Raw genomic sequence first — 13,327 nt, 5'->3', positions numbered from 1 at the left:
AAACGAGGGTCATTCCATGGATACCGGCTTGGGCAAGGCGACGGCATCGGGCAGGCGCAGGATCGCAGTGGTCGGGTCCGGCATTTCGGGCCTGTCCGCGGCCTGGCTGCTCAGCCGCAGCGCCGAAGTCGTGCTCTATGAGGCGGAAGACCGGCCGGGCGGCCATTCCAATACCGTGCTGGCGCGCTCGGGCGATCGCGACATTCCCGTCGATACCGGCTTCATCGTCTACAATGACCGAAACTATCCGAATCTCGTTGCGCTGTTCGACCATCTGTCGGTGCCGACCCTACCCTCCAGCATGTCGTTTGCCGCATCGATAGATGGCGGCGCGTTCGAATATTCCGGCTCCGGCCTGAAAGGATTGCTGGGCCAGAAATCCAACCTGCTGCGGCCCCGCTTCTGGTCGATGCTCAAGGATGTCCTGCGCTTCTACAAGGAGGCGCCGGCCCTGCTTTCGCGCGCCGAACTCGCATCAGTCAGCCTCGGCGACTACCTCGCCTCGAGCGGCTATGGTGCGTCCTTCATCGACGACCACCTCCTGCCCATGGGCGCGGCGATCTGGTCGACGACGGCCGGCGAAATGCGGCTCTATCCGCTGCACGCCTTCATCCGCTTTTTTTCCAATCACGGCCTTCTGTCACTCGACGACAGGCCTAAGTGGCGGACCGTGGCCGGCGGCAGTCGCGAATATGTGAAGCGCATCCTCGCCGATTTCTCCGGCGAGCTGCGCCTTGGACAGCCGGTGCAAAGGATCCGCCGCGACAAGTTCGGCGTCGAACTGACCGATGCGTCCGGCCATGCCGACCGGTTCGATCACATCGTGCTGGCCACCCATGCCGAGCAGTCGCTGAAACTGCTCAGCGATGCGGATGCGGCCGAACGGGAAACGCTCGGCGCATTCGAGTACACCCGCAACGTCGCCGTCCTGCATTCGGATCCGCGGCTGATGCCAAAACGCCGACAGGTCTGGTCGAGCTGGAACTACATCGCCGAAGGCGACGACGCGGGTAACAAGGCCCTGTGCGTCACCTACTGGATGAACCTTCTGCAGTCGCTGGACCCGGCCCGGCCCCTGTTCGTCACGCTCAATCCGTGCCGTGCCATCGATCCGGAACACGTCATCCAGACATTCGACTACGAGCATCCGCTGTTCGATCTCAAGGCCAATGCCGCCCAGCGGCGCCTCTGGCAGCTGCAGGGTCGCCGCAATACCTGGTTCTGCGGCGCCTATTTCGGCAGCGGTTTCCACGAGGACGGTCTTCAGGCGGGCCTTGCCGTGGCGGAAGCGCTTGGCGGTGTGCGCCGGCCGTGGTTGGTCGAGAACGAATCCGGACGCATCGACCATGTCCGTCAACTCGAGGCAGCGGAATGACCCTGGCATCGGCCATCTATACCGGTCACGTATCGCATGTCCGGCACAGGCCGCGGCGGCACAAGCTGCGCTACAGCGTGTTCTCGCTGCTGATCGACCTCGATGAACTGCCGCTACTGGATCGCAGCCTCGGTCTGTTCGGCCACAACCGGCGCGCCGTCTTCTCGCTGCGGGATGCCGATCATGGCGACGGAACCACCGGCGGGCTCAGGACCTGGGTCGAGGCACACATCGAGAGTGCGGGCGTTCTCGAACCCGGCATGGCGATCCGCATGCTGTGTTATCCGCGCATCCTCGGCTTCGTCTTCAATCCGCTGACGGTCTATTTCTGCCACAGGGCCGACGGTTCACTGGCCGCCATCCTCTACGAGGTCTGCAACACCTTCAAGGAGCGGCACACCTACGTCATTCCGGTGGTCGGCGGCGGACAGACGGTCACCCACGCCTGCGCCAAGGAAATGTATGTCTCGCCGTTCATTCCGATGGAATGCACCTACCAGTTTCGCATCCTGCCGCCCGGCCCTGCCGTCACGGTCAATATCAGCGAGAGCGACGGCGAGGGTCTCCTGCTCTTTGCCTCCTTCGCGGGAAAAAGACGCGAGCTTTCGACACGCTCCCTCGCTGCCATGCTGGTCGCCTATCCGCTGATGACGCTGAAGGTGCTGGCCGGGATTCACTGGGAGGCTCTGCGTCTCTGGCTGAAGCGTGTGCCGATCCATCGGCACACGCCCGCAAATGCGCGGATAGCCAGCACGGTCGTTTTCAAGAATGGAATGGAAAAACCATGAGTCATGCCGAACAGGGAACATCGACGGTCGCCGCGGCGCGCCCGGTCTGGCAGCGGATGTTGTGCCACTGGGTCGACAGGATCGTCGTCGGGCGCCTCGTCCTGCAGTTCGACGGCGGCGGGGAGCATGTCGCAAAGGGCGCTGCGCCGGGTCCGTCCGCGGCGCTGATGGTGCGGCGGCCGCGCGTGCTGCTGCGGCTGATGGCCGGAGGTACGCTGGGCTTTGCCCGCGCCTATATGGACGGCGACGTCGACAGCCCCGACATTGGCGTCGTGCTTGAGCTGGCGGTCGCCAATGAGAAGGCCTTTTCCGGATTGATGGCGCCATCGGCCCTGATCGGCGGGATTGCCCGCCTGCGCCACCGGCTGCGCCGCAATTCGCCGAAGGGTAGCCGGAGAAACATCTCCTTCCACTACGATCTCGGCAACGACTTCTACAAACTGTGGCTCGACCGGACGATGACCTATTCGTCGGCCTTGTTCGATGCCCACACGCAGAACCTCGCCGAGGCGCAGGAGGCAAAGTACGCGCGCATCGTCGAGGAGCTGGAGATCGGCCCGGAGGACCACGTGCTGGAAATCGGCTGCGGCTGGGGCGGCTTTGCCGAATATGCGATCCGTGCCACCGGCTGCCGCGTCACGGGGCTGACGCTTTCGGTCGAGCAGGCCAGGTTCGCCGAGGATCGGCTGGAACGCGCCGGCCTTTCCGATCGCGCCGATGTTCGCCTCGAAGACTATCGCCACTGCCAGGGCCGTTTTGACAAGATCGTCTCGATCGAGATGTTCGAGGCGGTGGGCGAGGAGAACTGGCCGGTCTATTTCGAAGCGGTACGCGACCGGCTGAAGCCGGGCGGCAGTGCCATGGTGCAGTCCATCACCATCCACGAGGACCGCTTCCACAGCTACCGACGCAATGCCGACTTCATCCAGACCTACATCTTCCCGGGCGGCATGCTGCCCTCGGTCGAGGCCTTCAACGAAGGTGCCCGGCAGGCTGGCCTCACCGTCGGGCACATGCTGGCCTTCGGTCGGGACTATGATCGTACGCTGATTGCCTGGGACCATGCCTTCGTCGCCAATTGGCCGTCCATCGAGACGCTCGGTTTCGACCGCAAGTTCTACAAGCTGTGGCGCTTCTACCTTCACTACTGCGCCGTGGGCTTTCGCACGGGACGGATCGACGTCGTCCAGTTCCGTCTGGACAAGACCAGATAGCGCCTCAGTCCGGCGATCGAAGCATCCGGCGCGTTAGCCTGAACCGCAGGCGCGCCGGGAGCGCGTGCAGAAGCTTCATCGCGAACGCCATCTTCCACGGGAAGACGATCTCGTAATGGCCGGCCGTCAGGCCGTCGGCGATCGAGTCGGCCGCCGACTCGGCCGAGACGAGGAATGGCATGGGAAAATCGTTCTTGCGGGTGAGCGGCGTGTCGACGAAGCCCGGATTGACGATCGAGATCCGCACGCCATGGGCAGCGAGTTCCGGCTGGAAGGCTTCGCACATGACATTGAGCGCCGCCTTCGTCGCCCCGTAGCTTGCAGCACCCGGCAGGCCGACATAACCGGACACCGAGGCCACGACGGCGATCTGTCCGCTCTTGCGCGCAATCATCGCGGGCATCACAGCCTCCAGGCAGTGCGCCGTACCGACCAGATTGAGGCCGACCATCTTGCCGAAGCGTCCACTGTCGAAATCCGCCGCATAGTCGCGGAAGTAAGTGCCGGCCGCGAACACCGCGAGATCCACGGGGCCGAGGTCTGACCCGATCGCGGCGAAGGTGGCATGCACCGCCTGCCTGTCCGTCACGTCGAGCGGGAAGGCGACGATCCGACCATTGCCCTCCGCGGCCAGCGAAGCGAGTTCGTCCAGGCCGCGGGCGCTGGCAGCGACGGTCCAGCCGTCACGCGCGAGACGCAAGGCGAGAGCGCGGCCGATGCCCGAGCTGGCGCCGGTGATCCAGGCAATGCGGCGCGGTGCTGCTTGGCTCGTGCTCGCCCGCTGTGTGGTGCTGATCGTCTCCATGAAAACCTCTCGAACCGTTTGCCCTATCCTCCGGATACGGCAAACGGCTTCGATCGGTTCAGATCCGAGGGTGAACGTTCAGCGCCCGCCATTGACGGCGACGAAGTTCTCCATGCGCAGCAGCGCCAATTCCGGCTGGTCGAGCACATTGGCCTGGTCGGCGAGGCGGAAGACGTCGCAATAGTGCAGGATGCCACGGGCCGATTGCATGCCGGCCGGCATGGTGAAGTGATCCTGGTGGCCGTTCAACCAGGCAAGGAAGACGACGCCCGCCTTGTAATATTGTGTCGGCGCCTCGAAGATCTTGCGCGACAGCGGAACTGTCGGCGCCAGAACCTTGCGGAATTCGTCGCGGTCGCCCACAGCCAGCGCCGCGAGCGCATGGGAGGCCTGCGGCGCCACCGCATCGAAGATGCCGAGCAGGGCGTGGCTGTAGCCGTCCGGCCCGTCCTCGATCAGGTCGGCATAGTTGAAATCGTCGCCGGTGTAGCACAGCACCCCTTCGGGCAGCCGCTTGCGCAGCGCGATCTCCTTGGTATTGTCGAGCAGCGAGATCTTGATGCCTTCGACCTTGTCGCGGTTCTCGTCGATGATCGAGATCACGGTATCAAGGGCCTCGTCGAAGCTGTCACTGCCCCAGTAGCCGGCGAGCTGCGGGTCGAACATGCTGCCCAGCCAGTGCAGGATGACCTTGTCCTTCGCTTGGCGCAGGATGCGGCGATAGACGGCGCGGTAGTCGTCCGCGGATCTCGCCACGCGCGCCAAAGCCCGGCTCGCCATCATGATCGTTCGGCCGCCATTCGCCTCGACGAAACCCATCTGGGTCTCGTAGGCGCGGATCACGTCGTCGAGCGAACGGGCATCGGATGGAGCGAGATGATCCGTGCCCGCGCCGCAGGCCAGGTCGGCGCCCGGCACATGGCGCGCCTCGGCTAGAGAGCGGCGGATGAGTTCCTGCGCGCCCGCCCAGTCGAGCCCCAGGCCGCGCTGCGCCGTATCCATGGCCTCGGCGATCTTGAAGCCGAGGCTCCAGAGATGATGGCGAAAAGCCATGGTCCGGTCCCAGTCGATCGCCGGTGCGCCCCAGGGATCGCGATCGCGAAACGGGTCCGAGACGACGTGCGCGGCGGCATAGGCAATGCGGTTGAAGCGCGGCGGCGCTGCGGGCCGTGCCGTGGGCGTGCCGACCAGGCGATAGTCCTCGATCGTGCCGTCCATCTTCGGCAGGGTAATGGTCTGGGTCATGGCTTCCTCCTCCATGGTTCGATCGCTCAATAATTTAGATCGTTCCAAATGACAAGTCATGAGAGCGGGCTAGTTTTGCCAGATCAAGAACTATTTCAGTTTGTATTGTAGGCAAGTCGAAGGCGGAAATTAGCCATTAACAGCACGAAAACAATCAGATAGTGGAGGGATCGCGTCTTCGACAGACGGTCCCCGATCACGATTGCATGAAAATCGCGATTCCTGCTTGACAGATTTGGATCGTTCCAATTATGAGTCCAATCCAGATTGAAATTCGGGAGGATCCGCAGATGGGAGAAAGGGTGACGGTCATCGACATCGCACGCGCCGCCGGCGTGTCGAAGTCGACCGTGTCTCTCGTCCTGCAGGGCAGCCCGCTGGTCAACGAGGGAACGCGCGCCAGGGTCAATGCGGCGATCCGCGAACTCGGTTACGTCTATAATCGCGGCGCGGCCAATCTGCGCCAGTCGAACGCCAAGTCGAAGATCATCGGCGTGGTCGTCAACGATCTCACCAACAGCTTCTTCGCCGAGCTTGCAGTCGGCATCGACATGACGGTCCAGTCCGCCGGCTTTGTCCAGTTTCTCGCCAATTCGGCGGAAAATCCCGATCGCCAGCGCGAGGTCGTCAACTCGATGCGCGAGCATGGCATTTCCGGCCTGATCATCTCTCCGGCGCGCGGCACGGCCGCCGCCGACCTCAAACCCCTGGCTGCGGCCGGCATTCCGGTGGTCGCCGTGGTGCGCAACGTGCCGGGCGCGCGGGTCTCCTCGCTGCTGTCGGACAATGCCGCCGGCGCCAGGGCTGCGGTCGAACATCTGGTTTCGCTTGGCCATCGGCGCATCGCTTTCCTGGGTGGTTTCCCGGACACGACCGTCTTCGCCGAGCGCCTTGGCGGCTATCGCGAGGCGCTGCGTGCGGCCGGTCTCGATTGCGGCGACGATCTGGTCATGGCGTCCGCGCCTTCGCGCGTCGGCGGCATGGCGGCGATCGAGCGCTGTCTGGCTCTGGCCAATCGCCCGACCGCGGCGCTGTGTTTCAACGATGCGGTCGCCTTCGGTGTCTGCGACGGCCTGCGCAAGGTCAGGCTCGATCCGGGAGCGGATTTCGCCGTCGTCGGCTTCGACGACGTCATCGAGGCAAAGACGGCAGTGCCGGCGCTGACGACGGTGTCGATCGACCCGCAGGGCATGGGGCGCCGAGCCGCGCAGTTGCTGCTGAAACAGATCAATGCCGGAAAGGTGGAGCCCGAGGCTGTCGTCAGCCCGGCGCACCTGGTGGTTCGCCGCAGCTGCGGTGCAACCGGTGCCCTGGGGGAGGGGCATATCGGCGGTTTGACGATGGAGGGCGCGGCGACCGTCGCGCTTTGAGGAAATTGACAAGTCGGCGCGGCCGGGTCGGTCCGCGCGGGAGGGGGAAGCATGGTTCGCTGGGGCCTGATCGGCGCAAGCACGATCGCACGCGAATGGGTCATCGGAGCAATCCGCGCCAATGGCGGCGAATTGTCATCCGTTCTGAGCAGCAATGCCGAACGCGGCAGCGCCTACGCCGCCGAAAACGGCATCGCCCGTGTCGCCGCGACACTCGGCGAGATCGTCAACGATCCGGCGATCGACGCCGTCTACATTTCGACCACCAACGAACTGCATCGCGACCAGGCCATTGCGGCCGCCCGTGCCGGCAAACATGTGCTGTGCGAAAAGCCGTTGGCGCTCTCCCTCGACGATGCGCGGTCGATGATTGCCGAGGCGCGCAAGGCCGGTGTCGTTCTCGCCACCAACCACCATCTGCGCAATGCCGCGAGCCACCGCGCCATGCGCGCTGCGATCGCCGAAGGCCGGATCGGCAGACCGCTGGCCGCCCGCGTCTTCCATGCGGTCTATCTGCCGCCCCACCTGCAGGGCTGGCGCCTCGAACGGCCCGATGCCGGCGGCGGCGTGATCCTCGACATCACCGTGCATGATGCCGACACCCTGCGCTTCGTGCTGAACGACGATCCGGTCGAGGTGACCGCCTTCAGCCAGTCGGCCGGCATGGGCCAGTCCGGCCTCGAAGACGGCGTCATGGGTGTCATGCGCTTCAAGTCGGGCGTCATTGCCCAGTTTCACGATGCCTTCACGGCGAAATTCGCCGAAACCGGCTTCGAGGTGCATGGCACGGAAGGATCGCTGATCGCCCGCAATGTCATGACCCAGCGCCCCGTCGGCAGCGTCGTGCTGCGCAATGCCGAGGGCGAACGCGAACTGCCGCTCGACCAGCAGGATCTGTACAGCCGGGCGATTGCCAATTTCCATGCCGCGATCGCCGGCAAGGGCAAACCATCGGCCACGGGCGAAGATGGCCTCTGGTCGCTGGCGACCGGTCTCGCAGTGGTCAAGTCGGCGGCGAGCGGCGCGGCCGTCAAGATTGAAACCGGACTTTGAGCAGGACCATGAGCAAGCAGATCACCCCGGCCGAAGCCGCCGCCCTGATCCCCGATGGCGCCATCGTCTCCGTCTCGTCGTCGAGCGGCCTCGGCTGCCCGGACTTGATGCTGAAGGCGATCGGCGAACGCTTCGAGACAACCGGCCATCCGCGGAACCTGACGACCCTGCATCCGATCGCTGCCGGCGACATGAGCGGCATCAAGGGCATCGATCATATCGCCCGCAAGGGGCTTCTGGCGCGCATCATCGGCGGCTCCTATCCGTCGGGACCCTCGACCTCCGAGCCGCCGCTCATCTGGCAGATGGTCACCGGAAACGAGATCCCCGCCTACAACATCCCCTCAGGCATCCTGTTCGACATGCACCGCGAGGCGGCCGCCAAGCGTCCGGGCGTGATCACCAAGATCGGTCTCGAAACCTTCGTCGATCCGGATCGCCAAGGCTGCGCCATGAATGCGGCCGCGGCCGAAGAGCCGGTCGTCAGGAAGATCGAGTTCGAAGGCGAAGAATGGCTCTATTTCCCGGCCATCCTTCCGCAGGTCGCCATCATCCGCGCCACCACGGCCGACGAGCGCGGCAATCTCACTTATGAACACGAGGGCGCCTATCTCGGCGGCCTCGACCAGGCGCTCGCCGCCCGCAACAATGGCGGCATCGTGATTGCCCAGGTCAAGCGTTTGACCAAGGACGGCTCGCTGAAGCCGCATGACGTGCGCGTGCCCGGCATGCTGGTCGATTATGTCATCGTCGATCCCGACCAGAAACAGACGACCCAGACGCTCTACGATCCGGCGATCTCGGGGGAGATCTTCCGTCCGCTCGGCAGCTTCCATCTGCCGGAATTCGGCATCCAGAAGGTCATCGCCCGCCGCGTGGCGCAGGAGCTGGAAGCCGGAAGCTGCGTCAACCTCGGCTTCGGCATTTCCGCCAATGTGCCGCGCATCCTGCTCGAAGAGGGCCTGCACGGCGCCGTCACCTGGGTGATCGAGCAGGGCGCCGTCGGCGGCGTGCCGCTTTTGGATTTCGCCTTCGGCTGCGCCTCGAACGCTGACGGTTACATGCCGTCGCCCTACCAGTTCACCTACTTTCAGGGTGGCGGCTTCGACGCCTCGCTACTCTCCTTCCTCGAGATCGGCCGCGACGGCTCGGTCAACGTCTCCAAGCTCGCCTTCCGTCCGCATGTGACGGCCGGCGCCGGCGGCTTCGTCGACATCACGGCGCGGGCCAAAAAGATCGTCTTCTCGGGCATGTTCAATGCCGGCGCCAAGCTCTCCATCGAGGACGGTCGACTGGTCATCGAAAAGGAAGGCAAGTTGAAGAAGCTGGTCAACGAGGTCGAACACGTGACCTTCTCCGGCCATCGCGCCATCAGCCAGGGCCAGGACATCACCTATGTGACCGAGCGCTGCGTAATGAAGCTGACGCCGGACGGCATCATGCTCACCGAAATCGCGCCGGGCATCGATCTCGAAAGCCAGATTCTCGCCCAGTCGGAATTCCCGCTGATCATCTCGCCGGATCTCAAGGGCATGGATCACGAGCTGTTCCGCGATGCGCCGATCGGCCTGACGCTTCCGCAGAAGCCGAGGCGGGTGCTGGAGGTGTCCCATGACTGAACCCCGCATCCGGCTTGCTGTCGAAGCTTCAGTCGCCACCATCACATTGGCGCGCGCCGACAAGCTCAACGCGCTCGATCTCGACATGCTCGCCGAGCTTTCGGAAATCCTTGATCGCGTCGAGGCCGACAGTGCCGTTCGCGTTGTCATCCTGACGGGCGAGGGCAAGGCCTTCTCCGCCGGTGGCGACATCGCCGCCTGGGGCGGCATGCAGGCGCAGGAATTTGGCCACCATTGGGTGCGCCATGGCCACCGTATCTTCGATCGGCTGGCGACGCTGCGCATGCCGGTGATCGCTGCGATGAACGGCCATGCGCTGGGCGGCGGGCTGGAACTGGCCGGCGCCGCCGACATCCGCATCGCCGAGCGCCAAGCAAAGATCGGCCTGCCGGAAACGTCTCTCGGCATGGTGCCCGGCTGGTCGGGCACGCAGCGGCTGGTGCGCCGCTTCGGGGCGCAGATTGTGCGGCGCATGGTGCTGGGCGGAGAGATGTTCGTGGCAGAGGAAGCGTGCGTCAACGGCCTGGTCGATCTCGTGGTCGACACCGGCGAAGCGCTGAACGCGGCCAAAGACTATGCCGCGCGGATAGCAACACGGGGGCCCGCGGCGGTCGAAATCTCGAAACTTATGCTGTCCATCGCCGGCGGCGAGGACAATGGCGCGGCCGTCGAGGCGCTGGGATCGATCCTGGTGGCCAAGACCGGCGACCTGAAGGAAGGCGTGTCCGCCTTCAGGGAAAAACGCGCCGCCGAATTCAAGGGAGAATGGTAATGCCGGTACTGGTCACGCCCAGGAAGATCGAAGACGCGACGGTTCGCGAATTCTCCATGCTGATCGACGGCAAATGGGGTGGCGGCGCCGACGGCCGCACGCTGGAGCGCGTGGCCCCCGGCCACGGCGTGGTCGTCAGCCGCTACCAGCAGGCAGGCGCCGCAGACGCGGAGCGCGCCATTCTCGCCGCCCGCAAGGCCTTCGACGATGGCCCCTGGCCGCGCATGACGGCCGCGGAACGCTCCGGCATCCTGCTGAAGGCTGCCTCCCTGATCGAGGAACGGCTGGACGAGATCGCCTATCTCGATGCCGTCGAGGCCGGCAAGCCGATCACCCAGGTGAAGGGCGAGATCGCCGGCGCCGTCGACATCTGGCGCTATGCCGCGGCCCTTGCCCGCGACCTGCACGGCGAAAGCTACAACACGCTCGGCGACGGCACGCTGGGTGTGGTGCTGCGCGAGGCGATCGGCGTCGTGTCGATCATCACGCCGTGGAACTTCCCCTTCCTGATCGTCGGCCAGAAGCTGCCCTTCGCGCTTGCCGCCGGCTGCACTTGCGTCGTCAAGCCGTCCGAACTCACCTCCGGCTCGACCCTGGTGCTCGGCGAAATCCTGATCGAGGCCGGCGTGCCCGCCGGCGTCGTCAACATCCTGGTCGGCACCGGTCCGGAAGTCGGCGCGCCGATGACCACCCATCCGGCGGTCGACATGATTTCGTTCACCGGCTCCACTGGCGTTGGCAAGCTGACGATGGCGAACGCCGCGCAGACGCTGAAGAAGGTCTCGCTCGAACTCGGCGGCAAGAACCCGCAGATCGTCTTTCCCGACGCCGATCTGGAGGCCTTCATCGATGCCGCCGTGTTCGGCGCCTGGTTCAACGCCGGCGAATGCTGCAATGCCGGCTCGCGCCTGATCCTGCACAAGAGCATCGCCGACGACGTGGTCGCCCGGATTGCCGAGCTTTCCAATGCCGTCAAGGTCGGCGATCCGCTCGACCCGACGACCCAGGTCGGCGCGATCATCACCCCGCAGCATCTGGAAAAGATCTCCGGCTATGTATCGGGTGCGGCGGCCGGCGGCGCCAACGTCGCCTATGGCGGATCGACCATCGATTTCGGCATGGGCCAATTCATGACCCCGACCATCCTCGACAAGGTGACCCCGGAGATGGCGGTCGCCCGCGAGGAAGTCTTCGGTCCCGTCCTTTCGGTCCTGACCTTCGAGACGACGGACGAGGCGATCCGTATCGCCAATGCCATCGACTATGGCCTGTCGGCCGGCGTCTGGAGCCGCGATTTCGACACTTGCCTGACGGTCGGCCGCAAGGTTCGTGCCGGTACGGTCTGGATGAACACCTTCATGGATGGCGCGTCGGAACTGCCCTTCGGCGGCTATCGCCAGTCGGGCCTCGGGCGTGAACTCGGCCGCCACGCGGTCGAGGACTACACCGAGACCAAGACCCTCAACATGCATATCGGCGCGCGCACCGGCTGGTGGATGCCGCGCTGAATAAGGCCCGGAATACATAGTGTTCAATCGATTTAAAAATGTGTTTCGGTGTTCTTGACGTTGGTCAAGTTATGACTTCTTAAATACCCCTGCGGTGGGAGACCGCATGAGATACCGGACCTGGCGCGAATGTGCCTGGTCCATCCAAACGGCGGGGAGGAGTTCCGCCGCCTTGACTTGCAACCGGGAGGAATACGATGCGCAAGTTCTTGACTACCACGACTGCAGCAGCCCTGATCGCCACGATGGCAGGCGGCATCGCCCGCGCCGCCGACAATGTCGAAGTCCTGCATTGGTGGACTTCGGGCGGCGAAGCCGCAGCCCTCGACGTCCTGAAGAAGGACCTAGAAGGCAAGGGCATTTCCTGGACCGACATGCCGGTCGCCGGTGGTGGCGGTACGGAAGCGATGACGGTGCTTCGTGCCCGCGTCACGGCCGGCAATGCGCCGACCGCCGTGCAGATGCTCGGCTTCGACATTCTCGACTGGGCCAAGGAAGGCGCGCTCGGCAATCTCGACGAAGTCGCTGCCAAGGAAGGCTGGGACAAGGTCATCCCGACCGCCCTGCAGCAGTTCTCCAAGTATGACGGCCACTGGATCGCCGCTCCGGTCAACGTCCACTCCACCAACTGGTTGTGGATCAACAAGGCAGCGCTCGACAAGGCCGGCGGCAAGGAGCCGACGAGCTGGGAAGAACTGGTCGCCCTGCTTGACAACTTCAAGGCACAGGGCATCACCCCGGTCGCCCATGGCGGCCAGCCCTGGCAGGACGCGACGATCTTCGACGCCGTCGTGCTTTCGCTTGGCAATGATTTCTACAAGCAGGCCTTCATCGACCTCGATCCGGCGGCACTCTCCGGCGACAAGATGAAGGAAGCCTTCGACCGCCTGGCGAAGCTCCGCTCCTACGTCGACGACAACTTCTCCGGCCGTGACTGGAACCTCGCTTCCGCCATGGTCATCGAAGGCAAGGCCGGCGTTCAGTTCATGGGCGACTGGGCCAAGGGCGAATTCATCAAGGCCGGCAAGAAGCCGGGCTCCGACTTCGTCTGCATGCGCTTCCCCGGAACGCAGGGCTCCGTCACCTTCAACTCCGACCAGTTTGCCATGTTCAAGGTTGCCGACGACAAGGTCCCGGCACAGCTGGCCATGGCATCGGCCATCGAGAGCCCGACCTTCCAGTCGGCCTTCAACGTGGTCAAGGGTTCAGCCCCGGCCCGCACCGACGTGTCGGACGAAGCCTTCGACGATTGCGGCAAGAAGGCGATCAAGGACCTGGCGGAAGCCAACACCAATGGTTCGCTGTTCGGCTCCATGGCCCATGGCCACGCCAACCCGGCCTCGGTGAAGAACGCCATCTACGACGTCGTCACCCGCGCCTTCAACGGCGAACTCAACTCCGACGAAGCCGTCAAGGAACTGGCGGCTGCCGTCGAGGGTGCAAAGTAAAGCCAGGGGACGGGGCTATCTGCCCCTCACCCTGACCCTCTCCCCGCAGGCGGGGAGAGGGGACGGCCAACGCGGTGCCGCATATACCTTCTCCCCGCTCGCGGGGAGAAGGTGCCGGCAGGCGGATGAG

Annotated in this window: 11 protein-coding genes; 9 read left to right on the top strand and 2 right to left on the bottom strand. The window is 64.6% G+C overall.

Going from position 1 to position 13,327, the window contains the following annotated elements; genetic code table 11:
- Nucleotides 1–16: 16 nt before the first annotated feature.
- Genes L867_RS0114080 through L867_RS0114070 form a run of 3 tightly spaced genes read left to right on the top strand, consistent with a single transcriptional unit; the run spans nucleotide 17 to nucleotide 3,377 of the window.
- Nucleotides 17–1,375: an NAD(P)/FAD-dependent oxidoreductase gene (locus L867_RS0114080; RefSeq protein WP_051438982.1), complete on the top strand. Its 1,359-nt coding sequence runs from the start codon at nucleotides 17–19 to the stop codon at nucleotides 1,373–1,375.
- Entirely contained in the window at nucleotides 1,372–2,163 is a 792-nt protein-coding gene (locus L867_RS0114075) for a DUF1365 domain-containing protein (RefSeq protein ID WP_028737491.1), read from the top strand. The genes L867_RS0114080 and L867_RS0114075 overlap by 4 nt, the downstream gene beginning before the upstream one ends.
- Complete coding sequence (locus tag L867_RS0114070) at nucleotides 2,160–3,377, top strand: SAM-dependent methyltransferase (protein ID WP_028737490.1); 1,218 nt, start codon at nucleotides 2,160–2,162, stop codon at nucleotides 3,375–3,377. Before L867_RS0114075 ends, L867_RS0114070 begins: the two co-directional genes overlap by 4 nt.
- 4 nt (nucleotides 3,378–3,381) lie before the next feature.
- Here the strand turns inward: L867_RS0114070 and L867_RS0114065 are convergent, their stop codons facing one another.
- Together L867_RS0114065 and L867_RS0114060 are read right to left on the bottom strand one after the other, a co-directional pair.
- A complete protein-coding gene (locus tag L867_RS0114065) occupies nucleotides 3,382–4,182 on the bottom strand; it encodes an SDR family NAD(P)-dependent oxidoreductase (protein ID WP_051438981.1) in 801 nt (266 codons plus the stop codon).
- A 78-nt stretch (nucleotides 4,183–4,260) separates the two neighbouring features.
- Entirely contained in the window at nucleotides 4,261–5,427 is a 1,167-nt protein-coding gene (locus L867_RS0114060; protein WP_028737488.1) for a dihydrodipicolinate synthase family protein, read from the bottom strand.
- Between the two features lie 290 nt (nucleotides 5,428–5,717).
- Here L867_RS0114060 and L867_RS25290 point away from each other — a divergent pair, with 290 nt between their 5' ends.
- From L867_RS25290 to L867_RS0114030, 6 genes are all read left to right on the top strand, one after another.
- On the top strand, nucleotides 5,718–6,797 hold the full coding sequence (locus L867_RS25290) for a LacI family DNA-binding transcriptional regulator (RefSeq protein WP_051438980.1): 1,080 nt from the start codon (nucleotides 5,718–5,720) through the stop codon (nucleotides 6,795–6,797).
- Between the two features lie 51 nt (nucleotides 6,798–6,848).
- On the top strand, nucleotides 6,849–7,850 hold the full coding sequence (locus tag L867_RS0114050) for a Gfo/Idh/MocA family protein (protein ID WP_028737487.1): 1,002 nt from the start codon (nucleotides 6,849–6,851) through the stop codon (nucleotides 7,848–7,850).
- Nucleotides 7,851–7,858: 8 nt separating this feature from the next.
- Nucleotides 7,859–9,469, top strand: coding sequence for an acyl CoA:acetate/3-ketoacid CoA transferase (locus L867_RS0114045; protein WP_028737486.1), 1,611 nt, complete (start codon nucleotides 7,859–7,861; stop codon nucleotides 9,467–9,469).
- Nucleotides 9,462–10,241 (top strand): enoyl-CoA hydratase/isomerase family protein, encoded by a 780-nt coding sequence (locus L867_RS0114040; protein WP_028737485.1) that lies wholly within the window; start codon nucleotides 9,462–9,464, stop codon nucleotides 10,239–10,241. Before L867_RS0114045 ends, L867_RS0114040 begins: the two co-directional genes overlap by 8 nt.
- Nucleotides 10,241–11,749, top strand: a complete 1,509-nt coding sequence (locus L867_RS0114035) for an aldehyde dehydrogenase family protein (protein WP_028737484.1) — start codon at nucleotides 10,241–10,243, stop codon at nucleotides 11,747–11,749. Before L867_RS0114040 ends, L867_RS0114035 begins: the two co-directional genes overlap by 1 nt.
- 197 nt (nucleotides 11,750–11,946) lie before the next feature.
- Nucleotides 11,947–13,197 (top strand): ABC transporter substrate-binding protein, encoded by a 1,251-nt coding sequence (locus tag L867_RS0114030; protein WP_028737483.1) that lies wholly within the window; start codon nucleotides 11,947–11,949, stop codon nucleotides 13,195–13,197.
- Nucleotides 13,198–13,327 lie beyond the last annotated feature (130 nt).

It is taken from the genome of Paenirhizobium selenitireducens ATCC BAA-1503, from assembly GCF_000518785.1.
In the GTDB taxonomy this organism is placed as follows: domain Bacteria; phylum Pseudomonadota; class Alphaproteobacteria; order Rhizobiales; family Rhizobiaceae; genus Allorhizobium; species Allorhizobium selenitireducens.
The sequence above is the reverse complement of the archived record's forward strand: the minus strand, read 5'-3'. Positions and strand labels throughout refer to the sequence as shown.